The sequence below is a fragment of the Ancylobacter sp. GW821-FHT10E12 genome, from assembly GCF_058809335.1.
This window is the reverse complement of record NZ_JBXASN010000002.1, coordinates 167118-185947: the sequence shown is the minus strand read 5'-3', so window position 1 is coordinate 185947 and position 18830 is coordinate 167118. Positions and strand designations below refer to the sequence as shown.

Genomic DNA, 18830 nt, shown 5'->3' with positions numbered 1-18830 from the left:
AGGACCTCACGCCGTGGACCTGCCCGTCAATACCTTCAAGCGCGCCATCCTGGCCGGCCAGCAGCAGATCGGCTTCTGGAACAGCATGGCGAGCGCGACCGCCACCGAAATCCTCGCCGGCTCCGGCTTCGACTGGCTGCTGATCGACGCCGAGCACGCACCCAACGACGTGCCGGGCGTGCTCGCGCAATTGCATGCTGTCATGGAGAACCCCACCCATCCGATCGTGCGGGTGCCGGAGAACGATCCGATCATGCTCAAGCGCTATATGGATATCGGCACCCAGACCTTCCTGATCCCGATGGTGGAGACGGTGGAGCATGCCGAGGCGGCGGTGGCGGCGACGCGTTTCCCGCCGGACGGATTCCGCGGCTTCGCCGGTGCCGCCCGCGCCTCGCGCTTCGGCCGGGTGGCGAATTATCACCGCCGGGCGCATGAGGAACTCTGCCTCCTGGTGCAGATCGAGACGCAGCAGGGGCTGGACAATCTGGAGGCCATCGCCGCGGTGCCGGGCATTGACGGCCTGTTCATCGGGCCGGGCGACCTGTCGGCCGACCTCGGCTATCTCGGCGACCAGGGCAACCCCTACATCGTCGAACTGATCGAGGCCTCCATCGCCCGCATCGTCGCCACCGGCAAGCCGGCCGGCATCCTCACCGGCGACGAGACGCTGGCGCGACGCTACATGGCGGCGGGCTGCGTCTTCACCGCCGTCGGCATCGACACCGGCCTGCTGGCCCGGACGACCGAGGCGATCGCCAAGAAATACCTGTCCTGACCGGATCTGCGAGGAAAGAAAATGGCTAAGGTTGGATTTGTCGGGCTCGGGATCATGGGCGCGCCGATGGCCGGGCACCTGATCGATGCGGGCCACTCGCTGTATCTCTACGACGTGAAGCCGGTTCCCGCCGAGCTCACCGGCAAGGGCGGCGTCGCCTGCGCCAGCGGCACCGAGGTGGCGAAGAACGCCGACATCATCATCACCATGGTGCCGGATACCCCGCATGTGGCCGCCGCGCTGTTCGGCGAGAACGGCATCGCGGCCGGTCTGTCGGCGGGCAAGATCGTGGTCGACATGTCGTCGATCGCGCCGGTGGAGACCAAGGAATTCGCCAAGAAGATCAACGCTCTCGGCTGCGACTATCTCGACGCCCCGGTCTCCGGCGGCGAGGTCGGCGCCAAGGCGGCCTCGCTGACCATCATGGTCGGCGGCCCGGAGGCCGCCTTCGAGACGGTGAAGCCGCTGTTCGAGACGATGGGCAAGAACATCACCCTGGTCGGCGGCAATGGCGACGGCCAGACCACCAAGGTGGCCAACCAGATCATCGTGGCGCTCAACATCCTGGCGGTGGGCGAGGCGCTGCTGTTCGCCTCCAAGGCCGGGGCCGACCCGGCCAAGGTGCGGCAGGCGCTGATGGGCGGCTTCGCCAATTCGCGCATCCTGGAGGTGCATGGCGAGCGGATGGTGAAGCGGACCTTCGCGCCCGGCTTCCGCATCGAGCTGCACCAGAAGGACCTGAACCTGGCGCTGACCGGGGCGCGGCAGCTGCAGATGGCGCTGCCGGCGACCGCGGTGGCGCAGCAGCTGTTCAGCGCCTGCGCCGCCAATGGCGGGGCGGCCTGGGACCATTCGGCGCTGGTGAAGGCGCTGGAGATGCTCGCAAACCACACCGTCGCTCCCGATGCGTGATCGTCGTTCCCCATCGGCCGGTTCGATATTCCGATCGGCTGACCGACAGGCGAATGAGTAAGCAGTGCTGCCCCGGTAGTGGAACCCCGCTGCCGGGGCAGTCTTTTGATAGCTGGCCGAGACGATTGTTCTGCGCTTTACAACACTTTACACGGTAGACAATACGCCACCGCACGGCTTAACTTGAATGATCGTCGGGAAACCGCCCCACCCGACGCAAGCCGCTGTATCGGCACGCGCGACGTTTGCGCACGGGGGTGGCGAAGGGGTTGCAATCAGCCTTGACGAAAGTCGTATTATGCCTGATCATGGCATACAAAATACCAAATAATGAAGTCCGTGACGCACGGGGGTCCGCGCGGACATTGGAGGGAGCCCAATGAAAGTCTGCATCTATGGTGCCGGCGCCATCGGCGGTTATGTCGGCGTTCAGCTCAAGCGCGCCGGCGTCGACGTCAGCCTGGTCGCACGCGGCGCGCATCTCGAAGCCATGAAGGCCAACGGCCTGAAGCTGCTCATCGACGGCGAGGAGCGCGTCGAGCACATCCCGTGCTCGGACAACCCCGCCGATCTCGGCCCGCAGGACTACGTCATCGTCGCGCTGAAGGGCCATTCGGTGCCCGGCGTGGTCGATGCCATGCAGCCGCTGCTCGGCAACGACACCGCGGTGGTCACCGCCGTCAACGGCGTGCCCTACTGGTACTATTACAAGCACGGCGACCATCTCGAGGGCAGGACGCTGGAAAGCGTCGATCCCGGCGGCAAGCAGTGGAAGGGCCTGCGCCCCGAGCGCGCCATCGGCTGCATCGTCTATCCCGCGACCGAAGTGGTGGCGCCGGGCGTGATCCAGCACGTCTATGGCGACAAGTTCCCGCTCGGCGAGCCCTCGGGCGAGATCACCGACCGCGTCACCAAGCTGTCGGACGCCTTCGCCGCCGGCGGCCTGCGCGCCCCGGTCATGCCGAACATCCGCGACGAGCTGTGGCTGAAGCTGTGGGGCAACCTCTGCTTCAACCCGATCAGCGCCCTCACCCATGCGACTCTCGACACCATCGCCTCCGATCCCGGCACCCGCGCGGTCGCCAAGGCGATGATGCTGGAGGCGCAGGAGATCGCCATCCAGTCCGGCGTGAACTTCCGCGTCGGCGTGGAGCGCCGCATCGACGGCGCCGGCGCGGTCGGCGCGCACAAGACCTCGATGCTGCAGGACCTGGAGCGGTCCCGCGCCATGGAGATCGATCCGCTGGTGACCGTGGTGCAGGAGATGGGGCGTCTCGCCGGCATCCCGACCCCGACCATCGACATCGTGCTTGCTCTGGTGCGTCAGCGCGCCCAGATCGCCGGCTGCTACAACTGAGTTCCGGCAACATGACACATTGGGTTCGTTTCGAGCGTTCGGGCGCGGCCGGTTTCGGCACGCTCGAGGGCGACAGCATTCTCGTCCATGGCGGCGACATGTTCGACGGTGCCACGCCGACCGGGGAAAGCGTGCCGCTTTCGTCGGTCGCGCTGCTCACCCCGACGGTGCCGACCAAGATCATCGCCCTGTGGAACAATTTCCACGCCCTGGCGGCGAAGCTCAATTCGCCGGTCCCGGCCGATCCGCTCTATCTGCTCAAGGCCGGCTCCTGCCTCACCAATCCGGGCGCGGAAGTCCGCCGTCCGGCGAGCTATGGCGGCAAGGTGGTCTATGAGGGCGAATTGGGCATCGTCATCGGCAGGACCGCGACCGGCGTCTCCGAGGAGGAGGCCGACGGCCATATCTTCGGCTATACCTGCGTCAACGACATCACCGCCGCCGACATCATCAACAAGGACGCCACCTTCGCCCAATGGGTGCGGGCCAAGAGCTTCGACGGCTTCGGCCCGTTCGGCCCGGTCGTGGCGACGGATGTCGACCCCTCGACGCTGGTGGTGCGCACGGTGCTGAACGGCGACGAGCGCCAGCGCTATCCGATCAGCGACATGGTGTTCTCGGCCCGCCAGCTGGTCAGCCGCATCTCGCACGACATGACGCTAAACCCCGGCGACGTCATCTGCTGCGGCACCTCGCTCGGCGTCGGCGTCATGAAGAATCCCACCAACGCGGTGGAGATCACGATTGAGGGTATCGGAACCCTCAGCAACACTTTCGTGCAGTAGCGCCCGGGCGTCGCAGCGCGTAATAGAAAAAACGGATACGCCAATTTGCGCCGGAGGGGCATGCGCACCCTTCGGCTGTCCGGTTGTCGGAGGAGCGGGATTTATGAATATCCATGAATATCAGGCCAAGGGAGTGCTCCGCGAATTCGGGGTCCCGGTGCCGAGCGGCGTCGCGATTCTCACCGCCGACGAGGCGGATGCGGCGGCGGCCAGGATTGCCGGCCCGGTATGGGTCGTGAAGAGCCAGATCCACGCCGGCGGGCGTGGCAAGGGCAAGTTCAAGGAGGCCGAGGCCGGCGAGAAGGGCGGCGTGCGCGTCGTCAAGTCCGCCACCGATGCGGCCGCCAACGCCAAGCAGATTCTCGGCAAGACCCTGGTGACCATCCAGACCGGCCCGGCCGGCAAGCAGGTCAACCGCGTCTATATCGAGGAAGGCTCCGACATCGACAAGGAGTTCTACCTCTCGGCGCTGGTCGACCGCGCCACCTCGCGCGTCGCCTTCGTGGTCTCCACCGAGGGCGGCATGGACATCGAGGAGGTCGCGCACTCGACCCCCGAGAAGATCCACACCTTCTCCGTCGACCCGGCCACCGGCGTGATGCCGCATCACGGCCGCACCGTCGCCCAGGCGCTCGGCCTGACCGGCGACCTCGCAAAGCAGGCGGGCAGCCTGGTTGACAAGCTTTACAAGGCCTTCGTCGCCAAGGACATGGCGATGCTGGAGATCAACCCGCTGGTGATCACCAAGGGCGGCGAGCTGAAATGCCTCGACGCCAAGATCTCCTTCGATTCCAACTCGCTCTACCGCCATGCCGACATCCTGGCGCTGCGCGACGAGAGCGAGGAGGACGCCAAGGAGATCGAGGCGTCCAAGTACGACCTCGCCTATATCGCCCTCGACGGCACCATCGGCTGCATGGTCAATGGCGCCGGCCTCGCCATGGCGACGCTGGACATCATCCAGCTCTACGGCGAATCGCCGGCGAACTTCCTCGACGTCGGCGGCGGCGCCACCGAGGAGAAGGTGACGGCGGCGTTCAAGATCATCACCTCCGATCCGCAGGTGAAGGGCATCCTCGTCAACATCTTCGGCGGCATCATGAAGTGCGACGTCATCGCGCGCGGCGTCATCGCCGCGGTGAAGGCGGTCGGCCTCGAGGTCCCGCTGGTGGTGCGCCTCGAAGGCACCAATGTCGAGGAAGGCAAGGCGATCATCCGCGAGAGCGGGCTGAACGTCATCCCGGCGGACGATCTCGACGACGCCGCCCAGAAGATCGTCAAGGCCGTGAAGGAGACCGTCTGATGTCCGTGCTCATCACCCGCGACACCAAGATCATCACCCAGGGTTTCACCGGCAAGAACGGCACCTTCCACTCCGAGCAGGCGCTGGCCTACGGCTCGAAGGTGGTCGGCGGCACCTCGCCGGGCAAGGGCGGCTCGGTCCATCTCGGCCTGCCGGTGTTCGACACCGTCGCCGAGGCCCGCGAGAAGACCGGCGCCGACGCCTCGGTCATCTACGTGCCGCCGCCGGGCGCGGCCGATGCCATCTGCGAGGCGATCTCGGCGGAAATCCCGCTCATCGTCTGCATCACCGAGGGCATTCCGGTGCTCGACATGGTGAAGGTGCGCCGCGCGCTCGACGGCTCGAAGTCGCGCCTGGTCGGGCCGAACTGCCCCGGTATCGTCACCGCCGGCGAGTGCAAGATCGGCATCATGCCGGCCAACATCTTCAAGCGCGGTTCGGTCGGCGTGGTCTCGCGCTCCGGCACCCTGACCTATGAGGCGGTGTTCCAGACCTCGCAGGAAGGCCTCGGCCAGACCACCGCGGTCGGCATCGGCGGCGACCCGGTGAAGGGCACCGAGTTCATCGACGTGCTCGAGCTGTTCCTCGCCGACGACGCCACCGAGTCGATCGTGATGATCGGCGAGATCGGCGGCTCGGCGGAAGAGGAAGCCGCGCAGTTCCTCAAGGACGAGGCCCGGCGCGGCCGCAAGAAGCCCATGGTCGGCTTCATTGCCGGCCGCACCGCGCCTCCCGGCCGCCGCATGGGCCATGCCGGCGCCATCATCTCCGGCGGCAAGGGCGGCGCGGAAGACAAGATCGCGGCGATGGAAGAGGCCGGCATCGTGGTCTCCCCCTCTCCGGCGCGTCTCGGCAAGACCCTGGTCGACGTGCTGAGCAAGCGCGCCGCCGCCTGATGCCGTCGGCGCGGCCGCACGCGTGCGTGATGTCTTCGGTCATGCGGTCGTGCGGCGGGTGAGGCTGCTGACAGCGAAAAGCCCCGCCGCAGGATTGCGGCGGGGCTTTTTCATTCGGCGACTGCCGTGGGCCATCGAATGTCGCCCATCTGGGAGAGCGGAACTGGACGGGCTGGAGACTTGCTACGGAACGATATCTCGCCAACCATGAATGATCGTCCCTGTTCTCGCTTCGAATGCGAAAAAGCAACCACCTCCGGCAATGGGCTGGCCATATTGCCGCGATATCGGTTCGCCCGACAGATCGCATAACAGGAGGGTTCCCACCCCTCCGTGCGAGAAAATACAAATGTCGCCGTCGCTTGCCCGGCGAGCCACACAGTCGTTCACCGCCGCTCTGATGCGTGATTGTGCGTCGATCGCGCGCTCCCAGCCGAGAACGCTTCTGTCCGGGTTTCCAAAGAACTGGTCAACGATGTCCCAGAACCGCGGCGGAGCCACATACCCCGTCGAGGAGCGATCATTTTCCCCGAGCCTCGGATCAATAGTGAAATGGATTGGCCGGGCCTGCCTCAGAGCGACGGCACAATCCACCGCCTTGCGCTCATCGCTCGAATAGACATCGCTGACCTTGACGAGTTCCGGTCGAGTGCAGAACGCTCTGATGCGTGACCAGCCCTTTGGAGAAAGGCCCCATTCGGGCACGGCTACGGCCGGGTCGATGACGACTTCAGGATGGGTCACGAAATAGACTGTCGTCATCCCTTGGTCGCGCCTCGTGCAAGAAATTCGCTTGCAAAGGTAATTCACCATATTTCGACGCGCCAGCAAACGACCGCAACGGGTAGCTCAGCGCCGCGGCGGTCATCTGTTTCGCCGGCCCCCAGGGTCTGGAGATCACCGATGATCCATCGGCAAATCCGGCCGCCGCCTCGCTTGCCGGGAGATCGGCGGGCAACGCGACCGGGCCGCTCGTGTCTCCTCGGATGCGCCGATCGCCCGGCGCCGCCCGCCTCACACCGGATAGGCTTCCGGCGGCAGGGTGGCCATCTCGGCCTCGGCCGACAGCGTGTGCGCGAGCATGATCGTCATCCACGCATGGCAGAGGATAAGCACCGGCAGAACGGGAAAAACCGCCTCGAACATGCGTCGTCTCCAATGTCGCTGTATCTTGCAACGCAGCATAATGGAGGCATGATGGATGTGGTATACCAGATGCCACGACGCAGCCATGCGCACAGTGCATATCCGATCATCCTTTTGTATAAGGATGCCACGGAAGAGACCGGTCCTGCGGGGGTAGAGGCGCCTCAGTTGGCGCTGGGCGCCGCTGGCGGGCGCACCAGACCCCAGGCGGCGAAGGCGGTGCGGAAGGCCTCGTCGCCCGCTTCGCCCTTCTCGACCACCAGAATGGCGCGCCTTCCATTGTCGAACACCATCGGCACGTTGAGCAGCGCCCGGCTGAACATCATGCCGAGATTATACTGCCGCTCCCGCTCGCCGGAGAGCAGGCCGATGAGGAAATAGCCCGGCGCCACCCGCACGGCGAGGCCGCGCAGCGGTGCGCCCTGCGCGCCTTCCGACACCATGGCCTGCATGCCCGGCACGCTCGCCACATTGCCGAAATCGAAGTCCGGCGGCAGCTGGAACTGGATGTCGACGATATGCGAGGCCGGGATGTTCGGGTCCGGGTTGCGGCGGATGGTCATCGTCGCCTTGAAGTTCCGGTCCGGTATGTCGATCAGCGCGCGGATGCCGACATCCTGCGGCTGGCCGGTGCCGGGCTGGAAGGTCTCGGTGCTCCAGGTCACCTTGCCGACGAATTGCTGCAGCCCCTGGCCGCTGCCGGCGGATTCCTCCAGCAGCATCGCGCGCGGCGCCGCCTGCACGCCGGGCTGGGCCGGTGCCGGGCGCTGCGCCGACGGCGCGCCGGGCGCCTGGGCGATGCGGTCGGTGGTCTTGGTGGCGGCGTCGGGCACCGGGACCGCGGCCGGGGCCTGCGCCGTGGTCGGCGCGGCCGGGTTCGCCCCGCCCCTGATCAGCCCGGCCAGCCGGTCGCGCTGCAGATACGCGCCCAGCCCCGCCGCGAGCACGAGCAGCGCCACGAGGGCGCCGATGACGAGCCGCCTGCGGCCGCGGCGCGGCGGCGCGCCGTCCTCCGGCTCGCCGTCGCCGGCATCATGGGCGAGGTCGTCGTCGAGCGCCGGCGGCCGTTCGGTGCTGTTCCACAGGTCGTCCGCCTCGGTCTCCTCCTCCAGCGCGCGCGGGCGCGGCGCCCTGGCGGGGACAGGCGCAACGGAAGCGGGTGCCGCCTCGGCGACGGGCGGGACGGGCTTCGGAGCCGGCTTCGGGATCGGCGCGGGCTCGGGCGGCCGGGTCTCGGACGGCCGGGTCTCCGGCGGCTTGATCTCAGAAGGCTTGGGCTCGGGCGGCGCGGAGACCGCGGGAGCGGCGGGTGCCGGAGCCGCCGGCCCCTGCCCGCCATAATCGGCTTCCAGCCGGCGGATCGCCACTTCGAGGAAATCCTGCTGGCGGGCGATATCGGCTTCGGCCATGGGCGGATTGACGCCGCGCAGCTGCGTCAGCAGCGCCTTGCGGGCCCGCGCATAGATAACCTCACGCGCCTCGCGGCCCTTGTTGGGCTGCTGTTCGAGGGCGCGGGCCAGAAGCGGATAATAATCAGCCATTACGCTACGGGATCACCTATGCGGATGTCAGGCCTCGAAGGGATTCTGCACCAGGATTGTATCATCGCGCTCGGGGCTGGTGGAAAGCAGCGCCACCGGGCAACCGATCAGTTCTTCGATCCAGCGCACATATTTCACCGCCTCCGCCGGCAGGTCGGCCCAGGAGCGCGCGCCGGCGGTGGATTCCGACCAGCCCTCGATGGTCTCGTAGATCGGCTCGACCCGCGCCTGCGCGTCCTGCCCGGCGGGCAGATAGTCGATCTCCTGCCCGTCGAGCCGGTAGCTCGTGCACACTTTCAGCTCGGCGAAGCCGTCGAGCACGTCGAGCTTGGTCAGCGCGATGCCGTTGATGCCGGAGGTTCGCACGGTCTGGCGCACCAGCACGGCGTCGAACCAGCCGCAGCGGCGCGCCCGGCCGGTGACGGTGCCGAATTCATGGCCGCGCTCGCCGAGCCGGCGGCCGATCTCGTCATGCAGCTCGCTCGGGAACGGGCCCTCGCCGACGCGCGTCGTATAGGCCTTGGTGATGCCGAGCACATAGCCGATCGCCCCCGGCCCGAGGCCGGAGCCGGTCGCCGCCTGCGCCGCCACCGTGTTGGACGAGGTCACGAACGGATAGGTGCCGTGGTCGACGTCGAGCAGCGCGCCCTGCGCGCCCTCGAACAGGATCTTGGAGCCGCGGCGGCGCTCGTCGTCGAGCAGCGCCCAGACACGGTCCATGAAGGGCAGCACCTTCGGCGCCACCGCCAGCAATTCGGCCTGCAGCGCCGCCCCGTCGATCTCGTCGAAGCCGAGGCCGCGGCGCAGCGGGTTGTGATGGGCGAGCAGCCGGTCGATCTTGGCGCCGAGCGTGTCGGGATAGGCGAGGTCCATCAGCCGCAGCGCCCGCCGCCCGACCTTGTCCTCGTAGGCCGGGCCGATGCCGCGCTTGGTGGTGCCGATCTTGGTGCCGGTGGCGGCGGCATTCTCGCGAATCGCGTCGAGCTCGCGGTGCAGCGGCAGGATGAGGGTGACGTTCTCGGCGATTCGCAGCCGCTCCGGCGTCACCTCGACGCCCTGGTCGCGGATGCGGCCGATCTCGTCGATCAGCGCCTGCGGATCCAGCACCACGCCATTGCCGATCACCGACAGGCGCGCGCCGCGCACCAGGCCGGAGGGCAGCAGCGAGAGCTTGTAGGTCCGGTTGCCGACGACCAGCGTATGGCCGGCATTGTGCCCGCCCTGGAAACGAACGACGACGTCGGCCTGCTCGCTGAGCCAGTCGACGATCTTGCCTTTTCCCTCGTCGCCCCACTGGGATCCGACGACGACCACATTCGCCACGAGCCGAGCTCCTGATTGCGGCGCGCGGGAGGCGCATGAAGCGCCTGGCACGCACAGAGGAAGCCCCGGCGAAGCGATCCGGCCGGGGCGCCAACCTCTTACGGGATCGCTCCCGGCGAGGCAAGGACGCGGGGGGCCGATATCCGGCCTGTCGCGACCTCTCCACCGGTGCCGGTGCCCCCGCCCGCCCCGCCGGACCGGAACGGGCGCGTCGACGACAGGCCGGTTCCGCGACAGGTCGATATTGCAGCCGCGCAATCGGCCGAGCCTTGCAACCGCGGCCCGGCGGGACGACGTTGAGGGAAGCCCTGCGCCGACATCGTCCATTTCGAGGCCCATCATGACCGCCCCCCTCGCCGAGACCGCCGCCGCCCCCGCCCTTCCCGCGACATTGCGCCTCGGCGCGGTGCGGCTCAGGGTGCGCGACGGCGCGCGCTCCACCGCCTTCTATCGCGACGTGGTCGGCCTCACCCCGCTCGGCACCGATGCCGACGGAATCATCCGCCTCGGCGCCGGCGGCCGCACGCTGGTCGAGCTCGAGCCCGCCCCCGGCGCCACGCCGCGCCCGCGCGGCACCACCGGCCTGTTCCACCTCGCCATCCTGGTGCCGGACCGTACCGCGCTCGCCATCGTGCTGCGCCGCCTCGCGAGCCGCCGCATCCCGATCGGCGCCTCCGACCACCTGGTCAGCGAGGCGCTGTATTTCGACGACCCGGACAGCAACGGCATCGAGGTCTATCGCGACCGGCCGCGCAGCGAATGGCGCTGGAACGGCGCCTCGATCGCCATGGCGACCGAAGCCCTCGACCTGCAGCGCCTGCTCGCCGAGGCGCCGGCCCTGGTGCCGGTCGACCAGCCGATGCCCGCCGGCACCGTCATGGGCCATGTGCATCTGCAGGTCGGCGACATCGAGGGCGCCCGCCGCTTCTATGTCGAGCGCCTCGGCTTCGCGATCACCACCGAGAGCTATCCCGGCGCGCTGTTCGTCAGCGCCGGCGGCTACCATCACCATCTCGGCCTCAACATCTGGGCGAGCCGCCGCGGCGGCCCGGCGCCGGCCGGCTCGGTCGGACTGGTGCGTTACGAGGTGGTGCTGCCGGAAGCCGGGCTCGCGGCGCTGCGCCAGCGCCTCATCGCCGCAGGCGAGAGCGTCGGCGACACTCCCGGCGGCTTCACCATCGCCGATCCCTGGTCGACGCAGGCCGCCTTCCTCGCCGGCTGAACGCCGGCGGCAGCAGCGCCTTCGGCAACCGTCCGCCGGCTGCCGGCGGCCGGTACTGCCGCGCCGGCGAGCAACCCGGCGCGGCCGGATCGGGCCGGTCGATCGGATCGAGCACATCTTCTCATCGATCGGGTGATTCCATCGGATCGGAAAAGGCTCTAGACCGGACGCCCATCTGGCTGCTTCCCGGTCCCCCCATGTTCCGCCGTCTCCATGACGCGCCTTATCTGCTCCTGTCGCTGACGAGCTTGTTCTGGGCCGGCAACATCGTGCTCGGGCGGGTGGCGGCCGGCCATGTGCCGCCGGTCGGGCTCGCCTTCCTGCGCTGGGTCATCGCCTCGGCGATCCTGCTGCCCTTCGCCTGGCCGCACATGAAGAGCGAGTGGCCGCTCATCCGCGGCCATGTGGCGATACTGGCCCTGCTGTCGCTGACCGGCATCGCCGCCTTCAACACCATGATGTACTGGGGGCTGCAGTTCACCCCGGCGATCAACGCGCTGCTGATCCAGTCGACCGGGCCGCTGCTCATCGGCTTCTGGTCGCTGATCATCAACAAGGACAAGCTGACGCTCGGCCAGCTGGCCGGCATCCTGCTGTCGCTCGCCGGCGTGTTCACCATCATCTGCCGCGGCGATCTCGCGGTGGCGCTGCATATCGACTTCAACAAGGGCGACCTGTGGGTCATCGCCGCCATGGTGGTCTATGGCGCCTATTCCGCCCTGCTGGCCCGCCGGCCCGGCATGCGGCCGATCAGCTTCCTCGCCGTCTCCACCGTGCTCGGCAGCCTCATGCTGTCGCCGGTCTTCGTGTGGGAGCGGATATATGGCGCGCCCTTCCATGCCGACCTCACCACCGCGCTGGTGGTGCTCTATGTGGCGATCTTCCCCTCGGTGCTGGCCTATCTGTGCTTCATCCGCGGCGTCCACCTCATCGGGCCGAACCGCGCGGCGCCGTTCTTCCACCTGATGCCGGTCTTCGGCTCGGTGCTGGCCATCGCCTTCCTCGGCGAGTCCTTCCGTCTCTATCACGCGGTCGGCTACGCGCTGGTGCTGTCCGGCATCGCCATCGCCACGCTGTGGGGCCGGCGCAGGGTCGCCCTGCCGCCGCCGGACTGATCAGCCGAGCTCGAAGCTGGCGACGCCGTAGGTCCGCTCCAGCGCCACCGGCCGCACCGGCCCGCGATACATGCGCGCGGTCTCGAATACCGGCGCGAAGCCGTGGCGCTGCGCCAGCTCCACCGCCGCCGCATTCGGCTCGGGCACGTCGAGATAGAGGTCGTCCTCGTCCGCCGCCTCCATCAGCGCCGCCAGCACCGCGGCGGCGGCGGCGGGGTCCTCGGCATTGAGCGGGCCGATCTTGAAGCCGGCGCGGGCCGGCCGCACCACGCCCCAGCCGGCGAGCCGCCCCTCGCGCAGCAGCGCCCGCCCGACATGGCCGGGCGTCTCCAGCCAGGCCTTGAGGAAGGCGGGCCGCGCGGCGGGAAACACCCGCGCGTCGTCGGCGAGGACCGTCGCGAACGGCACCTCGCGCAATTCGATGCACCCGCCCGCCTCGCCGCCCCGGCAGGTGGCGCGGAAGCGGATGTTGCGGTGGGAGAAGGCGAAGCCCTGCTTCGCATAATTGGCCTGCTGCGCCGTCACCCCGTCGAGGCCGATGCTGCGCGCCCCGGCATGGGCCAGCCCTTCCTCCCACAGCCGCACGCCGATGCCGCGCCCGCGCAGGTCCGGCCGCACGATGTAGAAGCCGAGAAACGCGAAAGCGTCGTCGTAATTCACCACCGAGACGATGGCGGCCGGCGCGCCGGCCAGTTCGGCGACCCGGAACCCCTCGGGGTCGACCGCGCCGAAGCAGGGCGCGTCGGCAAGGCCGGGATTCCAGCCCTCGCCGGCGGCCCATTCGACCGCGAGCAGGATTTCCTCCGGGCGCATGGCGCGGATAGTAAGGCTATCGTTCACCGACTCGCTCTCCTTCCACCTCAACAAGCTGCTCATCCATGTTAAGCGACCTCTTTCTCGGCCTCTCGGTCAGCCTCATGGCCATGTTGATCCACCTCGCCGGCACGCTGCTGCTCGTCGTGCTGATGAACCCGTTCCACGGCGTGATGCGCCGCCGCCACCACCTCCGCCTCACCGTCGCGCTGGTCGCCACCTATCTGGTGATGCTGGCGGCGCATGTGCTGGAGGTGGGCCTGTGGGGGCTACTCTACGACTTCCTCGGCCTCGTCTCCTATTCCGAGGATGCCTTCTACTCGGCCTTCGTCAACTACACGACGCTGGGCTATGGCGATTCGCTGCGGGGCACCCAGACCCGCCTGCTCGGCCCCCTCGCCTCGGCGAACGGCATCCTGATGTTCGGCTGGTCGACCGCGCTTCTGGTCCTCGTCGTGCAGCGCCATCTGCCGGCGCCCCTCGCGACACGCGACTGACCGCGCACGGCCGGCGCGCCGGCCGGCCCGCATCGGTCCGCTGCCCGCCCCGCGGCTACTCGCCCTTGCAGCTCAGGGGCGGCGCGCTCTCGCCTTTGGTGAGGTCGTAGAGATCGCCGTCCCTGCCCTTGCTCCACCAGACGAAGCGCCCGCCGGCATAGCGGGCGCCCGAGCCCGAGAGCACGTTGGCGAGCACCATGAACGCGCCATCCACCGTCAGGCTCGCCAGCGCCACCGGCGGCGCGTTGTAGTAGGTCACCGCGAGGCGGGAGCCGTCGGCGCAGCGATAGGCGGCCTCGATCGTCTGCGCCGTCATTCCCGCGGGCAGCGGAATGGCGAGCGTGTCGGCGAGCGCCGGGGTGGTGGCCGCGAGGACCGCGACGAAGGCGGCGGCGTGGAAGCTGCGGTTCATGGTCTCGTCCCCGGTCGCGGCCCGCTCATGCCGGCTTGTGCTCGCTATGCCAGTGCCGGGCGATGTCGATGCGGCGCGGCACCCACACCCTGTCGTGCCGGGCGATGTGGTCGAGGAAGCGCTCCAGCGCCACGATGCGCCCCGGCCGGCCGACCAGCCGGCAATGCAGGCCGACGGTCATCATCTTCGGCGCCTCCGCCCCTTCGGCGTAGAGCGCATCGAAGCTGTCGCGCAGATAGGCGAAGAACTGGTCGCCGGAATTGAACCCGCCCGGCACCGCAAAGCGCATGTCGTTGGCGTCGAGCGTATAGGGAATGGTCAGGTGCGGCCCGCGCGGCCCCTGCACCCAATAGGGCAGGTCGTCGGCATAGGTGTCGGAATCGTAGAGGAAGCCGCCCTCCTCCATGGTGATCTGCCGCGAGTTCACCGAGGTGCGACCGGTGTACCAGCCGAGCGGCCGCTCGCCGGTCACCCTGGCGTGCAGGGCGATGGCGGCGTCGAAATCCGCCTTTTCCGCCGCGTAGCCATGGTCGCGATAGTCGATCCATTTCAGCCCGTGGCTGGCGATCTCCCAGTCGGCTTCCTGCATCGCCGCCACCGCGTCGGGATTGCGCGCCAGCGCGGTGGCGACGCCGAACACCGTCACCGGCAGGCTGCGGCGGGTGAACAGCCGCCACAGCCGCCAGAAGCCGGCGCGCGAGCCGTATTCGTAGATCGACTCCATGTTCATGTGCCGCATGCCCGGCCAGGGCTGGGCGCCGACGATCTCGGAGAGGAAGGCTTCCGAGGCGGCATCGCCATGCAGGATGCTGTTCTCGCCGCCTTCCTCGTAATTCACCACGAACTGCACCGCCACCCGCGCCCCGCCCGGCCAGCGCGGATCGGGGACATCGCGGCCATAGCCGATGAGATCGCGGGGATAGGGCTGGTCGTAGCTGAACATGGCAACACTCGGGACACGGTCGGGAAAACGGGAGGCACGGACGGCAACCCTGCAAGGTCGATGCCGCAGGGCCGAGGCCGGCGAGCCCGAAAGACTCACGCGGGGCAGGCTAATGCGAGGCCGGCGCGGGCGGAAACAATCTCGTCGCGTTCCCGGCATATTTCTTGGATCGGCTCTCGACAATCCGTGCCGGGCGTTCTTGATTGGCCGCTGCGCCGCCCGGCGCTTCCCTCATCCGCGTGCCGCCCCCGAAGGTATTGCCCATGTCGCTTCCCGATCCCAGCTTCCTGCTCGCCCGTGCGCCGGTCGTTCCCGTCGTCACCGTGCCCAGCGTTTCGGCGGGCGTGAAGCTCGCCCGCGCCCTGGTCGAGGGCGGCCTGCCGCTCATCGAGGTCACGCTGCGCACCCCGGCGGCGCTGGAGGCGATGGCCGCCATCGCGCAGGAAGTGCCGGACGCCATCGTCGGCGCCGGCACGGTCACGCGGCCGGACCTGATCCAGAAATCCATCGACGCCGGCGCGCGTTTCCTGGTCTCGCCCGGCTGCACGCCGACGCTGGCCGAGGCGCTGGCCGAGGCGCCGGTGCCGGTGATGCCCGGCTGCGCCACCGCCTCCGAGGCGATGACGCTGGCGGCGCTCGGCTTCCCGGTGCTGAAGCTGTTCCCGGCCGAATCGGCCGGCGGCGTGAACCTTCTGAAGTCGCTCGCCGGCCCGCTGCCGGACCTGCGCTTCTGCCCGACCGGCGGCATCGGCCCGGACAATGTCGGCAAGTACCTCGTCCTGCCGAGCGTCCTCGCCGTCGGCGGCTCCTGGGTGTGCCCGAGCGACGCGGTGGCGGCCGGCGACTGGGCCCGCATCGTCGAGCTTGCCACCGCCGCCTCCAAGCTGCACCGCGCCGCCTTCCCCGGCTGAGCGGCGGCGACATGCGGCGGGCCGGCGGTTCGTCCGCCGGCCGGATGCCGGTCCGGGATGGCCCCTAGTAAGGCTCGGCGAAGCCGAAGCGCTGCTTGAGGGACATCGCGGCCCGGCCGGTCTGCATCCAGCGGAAGCCGACATGCAGCACGACCATCAAGGCGATGAACCGCAACAGCGCCATGATGCTGAACCCGCCGGTCAGCCCCCAGCCATGGACCGCCTGCGGCCCCACCATGAACAGGGCCAGCAGCGGCAGGATCGCCTCGTTGATCCCGAAGGCGAGGCCGACCACCCGTGTCCAGTGCCGCACCTGCCGGTAGCGGAAGAACTCCTCGGCCCGGCGTTCCAGCTTCATCGCCAGCATCAGCACGATGAAGCAGAACAGCAGGGTCGACGAGTCGTTCACGACGCCGACCGTGGTCGGGTCATTGAAGATGAAGGTTTCCAGCAGATAGCCGGCGATTGCGGTGATGCCGCCGGCCACCGGGAACAGCGGCACCAGGATGAACAGACCCACGATCAGGATGATCGGCGCCAGCACGATCACCAGGATGGCGAGATAACCGCCACTGCCGCCCCCGCCGCCGCCGAACCCGCTGAAGAGGCTTCCCTCGCGCTCGGCGACGCCGCGCCCGTAGGCGACGGGATCGACCGGGCTGTAATGCGTCCAGCCCTCCCGGCCCGCCCGATAGTCCTGCTGGCCCCAGTTCTCAGCCATGGTCGCCCCCGCTCCCGACATCGACGCATCATCCCGCAGTGCGGGAGGGGGAGCAATGGCCGCCAAGGGTTGCAGCTTGGCTTTTCTTGCGAAAAGCTTCAGCCCGGACGGCATTTCAGGCCATACTTTCGAATATTACCTAACGTAAACTTGCGTCGGCGAGTATTGGCGGAAGGCCGGCGAGACGAACGCCGCCCCATGCCCGGCGTGGCGGAAGCGGTGGCCGAATGCGTCGAGGCGTGCCGCTGAACGCGAAAGGGGCGCGGACCGACCGGCCCGCGCCCCTGGATATTCGCTCCCGTATCGCCGCGGGAGAACGCCCGGCGCCCGGAACGTCGCCGCCGCTCAGAACGTCAGCGGTTTCGCCTGCTTCACCGCCGGCAGCGCCTGCACCTTGGCCAGCACGTCGGCCGGCACCGCGCCGTCGACCTCGACCAGCGCGATGGCGTCGCCGCCCTGCCGGTCGCGACCGAGCGCGAAGGTGGCGATGTTGACGCCGGCATCGCCGAGCAGGCTGGCGAAGCGGCCGACGAAGCCCGGCTTGTCCTCGTTGGTCACGTAGATCATCGACGGCGCGAACTCGGCGTCGACCTTGATGCCCTTGATGTCGACGATGCGCGGGCGGCCGTCGGCGAAGACGGTGCCGGAGATCGAGCGCTCCATCTTGTCGGTGACGACGGTGAGGGTGATCAGGCTCTCATAGTCGCCGGCCGCCGCGCGGGTGGTCTCCTCCACCACGATGCCGCGCTCCTTGGCGATGCTCGGCGCCGAGACGACGTTGACGTCCTGCAGCGCCGGGCGCAGCAGGCCGGCCACCGCCGCCGAGGTCAGCGCCTTGATCTTGAGCTCGGCCACCGCGCCCTCATAGGTCAGGCGCACGGTCTTGATGTCGGTGTCGGTCAGCTGGCCGGCGAAGGAGCCGAGCTTCTCGGCCAGCTCGATGAACGGCTTCAGCTTCGGGGCTTCCTCGGCGGTGATCGAGGGGAAGTTCACCGCGTTGGAGATGGCGCCGCGCAAGAGGTAGTCGCTCATCTGCTCGGCGACCTGCAGCGCCACGTTCTCCTGCGCTTCCGAGGTGGAGGCGCCCAGATGCGGGGTGCAGATCACGTTCGGATGGCCGAACAGCGGGTTCTCGGTCGCCGGCTCGGTGACGAACACGTCGAAGGCGGCGCCGGCGACATGACCGGAATCCAGCGCCGCGCGCAGCGCCACCTCGTCGACGAGGCCGCCGCGGGCGCAGTTGACGATGCGCACGCCCTTCTTCGTCCTGGCCAGCGCCTCGGCGGAGAGCACGTTGCGGGTCTTGTCGGTCAGCGGCGTGTGCAGGGTGATGACGTCGGCGCGGGCGAGCAGGTCGTCGAGCTCGACCTTCTCGACGCCGATGTCGAGCGCGCGCTCCGGCGACAGGAACGGGTCGAAGGCCACCACCTTCATCTTGAGGCCCAGGGCGCGGTCGGCGACGATGGAGCCGATATTGCCGCAGCCGATGATGCCGAGCGTCTTGGCGGTCAGCTCGACGCCCATGAAGCGGTTCTTCTCCCATTTGCCGGCCTGGGTGGAGGCGTCGGCGGCGGGGATCTCGCGGGCCAGCGCGAACATCATGGCGATGGCGTGCTCGGCGGTGGTGATGGAATTGCCGAACGGCGTGTTCATCACGATCACGCCCTTGGCGGTGGCGGCCGGGATGTCGACATTGTCGACGCCGATGCCGGCGCGGCCGACCACCTTCAGGCGGGTGGCATTCGCAAGGATCTTCGGCGTCACCTTGGAAGCCGAGCGGATGGCGAGGCCGTCATAATTGCCGATGATCTCGGCCAGCTTGTCCTTGTCCTTGCCGAGATTCGGCTGGAAGTCGACCTCGATGCCGCGATCCTTGAAGATCTGCACTGCGGCGGGGGAAAGTGCGTCGGAAATCAGAACGCGGGGAGCCATTGGCTTCATCCTCATGTTCGGGGAAAGGGGTCCCGCCGATGGCGGGAGATTATGGTGCGGCTGGTCAACTCCGTTCCCCGGAACAGCCGCACGAAGTGCGGCGCCCATCCGGGGTCCAGGGAAGACTCGGCGAAGCTCTACTGGCTTTTCCTCTCCCCGTCGGGGAGAGGCGGCCCGCCCACGGGTCTCGCCTGCGGCGAGCCCGAGGACAGGCTCCGCGGGT

Annotated in this window: 19 protein-coding genes; 10 read left to right on the top strand and 9 right to left on the bottom strand. The window is 68.5% G+C overall.

From position 1 onward, the window contains the following. Positions 1 to 13: 13 nt before the first annotated feature. The 6 genes from AC1RU4_RS03250 to sucD all read left to right on the top strand — a co-directional run bounded on the left by AC1RU4_RS03250 (position 14) and on the right by sucD (position 6031). Positions 14 to 778 carry an aldolase/citrate lyase family protein gene (locus AC1RU4_RS03250; protein WP_492889576.1) on the top strand — a complete coding sequence of 255 codons (765 nt, stop codon included), beginning with the start codon at positions 14 to 16 and terminating at the stop codon, positions 776 to 778. 21 nt (positions 779 to 799) lie between these two features. After that, positions 800 to 1690, top strand: a complete 891-nt coding sequence (locus AC1RU4_RS03245; RefSeq protein ID WP_492889575.1) for a 2-hydroxy-3-oxopropionate reductase — start codon at positions 800 to 802, stop codon at positions 1688 to 1690. Between the two features lie 379 nt (positions 1691 to 2069). After that, on the top strand, positions 2070 to 3047 hold the full coding sequence (locus tag AC1RU4_RS03240) for a 2-dehydropantoate 2-reductase (RefSeq protein WP_492889574.1): 978 nt from the start codon (positions 2070 to 2072) through the stop codon (positions 3045 to 3047). Positions 3048 to 3058: 11 nt separating this feature from the next. Beyond that, the gene (locus tag AC1RU4_RS03235; RefSeq protein ID WP_492889573.1) at positions 3059 to 3832 is read left to right on the top strand and encodes a fumarylacetoacetate hydrolase family protein; all 774 of its coding nucleotides are present in this window, start codon (positions 3059 to 3061) and stop codon (positions 3830 to 3832) included. Positions 3833 to 3935: 103 nt separating this feature from the next. Next, a complete protein-coding gene (gene sucC / locus AC1RU4_RS03230) occupies positions 3936 to 5135 on the top strand; it encodes an ADP-forming succinate--CoA ligase subunit beta (protein ID WP_492889572.1) in 1200 nt (399 codons plus the stop codon). Next, a complete protein-coding gene (gene sucD / locus AC1RU4_RS03225) occupies positions 5135 to 6031 on the top strand; it encodes a succinate--CoA ligase subunit alpha (RefSeq protein ID WP_492889571.1) in 897 nt (298 codons plus the stop codon). The genes sucC and sucD overlap by 1 nt, the downstream gene beginning before the upstream one ends. A 183-nt stretch (positions 6032 to 6214) precedes the next feature. Here the strand turns inward: sucD and AC1RU4_RS03220 are convergent, their stop codons facing one another. The 4 genes from AC1RU4_RS03220 to AC1RU4_RS03205 all read right to left on the bottom strand — a co-directional run bounded on the left by AC1RU4_RS03220 (position 6215) and on the right by AC1RU4_RS03205 (position 10041). Further along, positions 6215 to 6793, bottom strand: a complete 579-nt coding sequence (locus AC1RU4_RS03220; RefSeq protein ID WP_492889570.1) for a histidine phosphatase family protein — start codon at positions 6791 to 6793, stop codon at positions 6215 to 6217. A 252-nt stretch (positions 6794 to 7045) separates the two neighbouring features. Further along, positions 7046 to 7177, bottom strand: coding sequence for a hypothetical protein (locus tag AC1RU4_RS03215; protein ID WP_492889569.1), 132 nt, complete (start codon positions 7175 to 7177; stop codon positions 7046 to 7048). A 164-nt stretch (positions 7178 to 7341) separates the two neighbouring features. After that, positions 7342 to 8718 carry a hypothetical protein gene (locus tag AC1RU4_RS03210; RefSeq protein WP_492889568.1) on the bottom strand — a complete coding sequence of 459 codons (1377 nt, stop codon included), beginning with the start codon at positions 8716 to 8718 and terminating at the stop codon, positions 7342 to 7344. 27 nt (positions 8719 to 8745) lie between these two features. Next, positions 8746 to 10041, bottom strand: a complete 1296-nt coding sequence (locus AC1RU4_RS03205) for an adenylosuccinate synthase (RefSeq protein WP_492889567.1) — start codon at positions 10039 to 10041, stop codon at positions 8746 to 8748. A 340-nt stretch (positions 10042 to 10381) separates the two neighbouring features. Between AC1RU4_RS03205 and AC1RU4_RS03200 the strand changes: the two genes are divergently transcribed. Then, the gene (locus AC1RU4_RS03200) at positions 10382 to 11263 is read left to right on the top strand and encodes a VOC family protein (RefSeq protein WP_492889566.1); all 882 of its coding nucleotides are present in this window, start codon (positions 10382 to 10384) and stop codon (positions 11261 to 11263) included. A gap of 197 nt (positions 11264 to 11460) precedes the next feature. Next, positions 11461 to 12378: a DMT family transporter gene (locus tag AC1RU4_RS03195; protein WP_492889565.1), complete on the top strand. Its 918-nt coding sequence runs from the start codon at positions 11461 to 11463 to the stop codon at positions 12376 to 12378. Here AC1RU4_RS03195 and AC1RU4_RS03190 read toward each other — a convergent pair whose 3' ends face one another. Further along, positions 12379 to 13254, bottom strand: coding sequence for a GNAT family N-acetyltransferase (locus AC1RU4_RS03190; RefSeq protein WP_492889564.1), 876 nt, complete (start codon positions 13252 to 13254; stop codon positions 12379 to 12381). A 2-nt stretch (positions 13255 to 13256) separates the two neighbouring features. Between AC1RU4_RS03190 and AC1RU4_RS03185 the strand changes: the two genes are divergently transcribed. Continuing rightward, on the top strand, positions 13257 to 13688 hold the full coding sequence (locus AC1RU4_RS03185) for an ion channel (RefSeq protein ID WP_492889563.1): 432 nt from the start codon (positions 13257 to 13259) through the stop codon (positions 13686 to 13688). Between the two features lie 55 nt (positions 13689 to 13743). On the opposite strand, the gene AC1RU4_RS03180 is transcribed toward AC1RU4_RS03185, so the two are convergent. Together AC1RU4_RS03180 and puuE are read right to left on the bottom strand one after the other, a co-directional pair. Next, entirely contained in the window at positions 13744 to 14100 is a 357-nt protein-coding gene (locus AC1RU4_RS03180; protein WP_492889562.1) for an MliC family protein, read from the bottom strand. 25 nt (positions 14101 to 14125) lie between these two features. Further along, the gene (gene puuE / locus AC1RU4_RS03175; protein ID WP_492889561.1) at positions 14126 to 15043 is read right to left on the bottom strand and encodes an allantoinase PuuE; all 918 of its coding nucleotides are present in this window, start codon (positions 15041 to 15043) and stop codon (positions 14126 to 14128) included. Positions 15044 to 15306: 263 nt separating this feature from the next. On the opposite strand from puuE, the gene eda reads away from it, so the two are divergent. Beyond that, positions 15307 to 15954 (top strand): bifunctional 4-hydroxy-2-oxoglutarate aldolase/2-dehydro-3-deoxy-phosphogluconate aldolase, encoded by a 648-nt coding sequence (gene eda / locus AC1RU4_RS03170; protein WP_492889560.1) that lies wholly within the window; start codon positions 15307 to 15309, stop codon positions 15952 to 15954. Positions 15955 to 16018: 64 nt separating this feature from the next. Here eda and AC1RU4_RS03165 read toward each other — a convergent pair whose 3' ends face one another. Both AC1RU4_RS03165 and serA read right to left on the bottom strand, forming a co-directional pair. Further along, positions 16019 to 16675, bottom strand: coding sequence for a hypothetical protein (locus AC1RU4_RS03165; RefSeq protein WP_492889559.1), 657 nt, complete (start codon positions 16673 to 16675; stop codon positions 16019 to 16021). Positions 16676 to 17020: 345 nt separating this feature from the next. Continuing rightward, positions 17021 to 18607 carry a phosphoglycerate dehydrogenase gene (gene serA / locus AC1RU4_RS03160; RefSeq protein WP_492889558.1) on the bottom strand — a complete coding sequence of 529 codons (1587 nt, stop codon included), beginning with the start codon at positions 18605 to 18607 and terminating at the stop codon, positions 17021 to 17023. Positions 18608 to 18830 lie beyond the last annotated feature (223 nt).

Bases quoted from the DNA above. Each gene is read 5' to 3' on its own strand.
- AC1RU4_RS03245 (WP_492889575.1), top strand. From the start codon at position 800: ATGGCTAAGGTTGGATTTGTCGGGCTCGGGATCATGGGCGCGCCGATG.
- AC1RU4_RS03240 (WP_492889574.1), top strand. From the start codon at position 2,070: ATGAAAGTCTGCATCTATGGTGCCGGCGCCATCGGCGGTTATGTCGGC.
- AC1RU4_RS03235 (WP_492889573.1), top strand. From the start codon at position 3,059: ATGACACATTGGGTTCGTTTCGAGCGTTCGGGCGCGGCCGGTTTCGGC.
- sucC (WP_492889572.1), top strand. From the start codon at position 3,936: ATGAATATCCATGAATATCAGGCCAAGGGAGTGCTCCGCGAATTCGGG.
- sucD (WP_492889571.1), top strand. From the start codon at position 5,135: ATGTCCGTGCTCATCACCCGCGACACCAAGATCATCACCCAGGGTTTC.
- AC1RU4_RS03220 (WP_492889570.1), bottom strand. From the start codon at position 6,793: ATGACGACAGTCTATTTCGTGACCCATCCTGAAGTCGTCATCGACCCG.
- AC1RU4_RS03215 (WP_492889569.1), bottom strand. From the start codon at position 7,177: ATGTTCGAGGCGGTTTTTCCCGTTCTGCCGGTGCTTATCCTCTGCCAT.
- AC1RU4_RS03210 (WP_492889568.1), bottom strand. From the start codon at position 8,718: ATGGCTGATTATTATCCGCTTCTGGCCCGCGCCCTCGAACAGCAGCCC.
- AC1RU4_RS03200 (WP_492889566.1), top strand. From the start codon at position 10,382: ATGACCGCCCCCCTCGCCGAGACCGCCGCCGCCCCCGCCCTTCCCGCG.
- AC1RU4_RS03195 (WP_492889565.1), top strand. From the start codon at position 11,461: ATGTTCCGCCGTCTCCATGACGCGCCTTATCTGCTCCTGTCGCTGACG.
- AC1RU4_RS03190 (WP_492889564.1), bottom strand. From the start codon at position 13,254: ATGAGCAGCTTGTTGAGGTGGAAGGAGAGCGAGTCGGTGAACGATAGC.
- AC1RU4_RS03185 (WP_492889563.1), top strand. From the start codon at position 13,257: ATGTTAAGCGACCTCTTTCTCGGCCTCTCGGTCAGCCTCATGGCCATG.
- AC1RU4_RS03180 (WP_492889562.1), bottom strand. From the start codon at position 14,100: ATGAACCGCAGCTTCCACGCCGCCGCCTTCGTCGCGGTCCTCGCGGCC.
- puuE (WP_492889561.1), bottom strand. From the start codon at position 15,043: ATGTTCAGCTACGACCAGCCCTATCCCCGCGATCTCATCGGCTATGGC.
- eda (WP_492889560.1), top strand. From the start codon at position 15,307: ATGTCGCTTCCCGATCCCAGCTTCCTGCTCGCCCGTGCGCCGGTCGTT.
- AC1RU4_RS03165 (WP_492889559.1), bottom strand. From the start codon at position 16,675: ATGGCTGAGAACTGGGGCCAGCAGGACTATCGGGCGGGCCGGGAGGGC.
- serA (WP_492889558.1), bottom strand. From the start codon at position 18,607: ATGGCTCCCCGCGTTCTGATTTCCGACGCACTTTCCCCCGCCGCAGTG.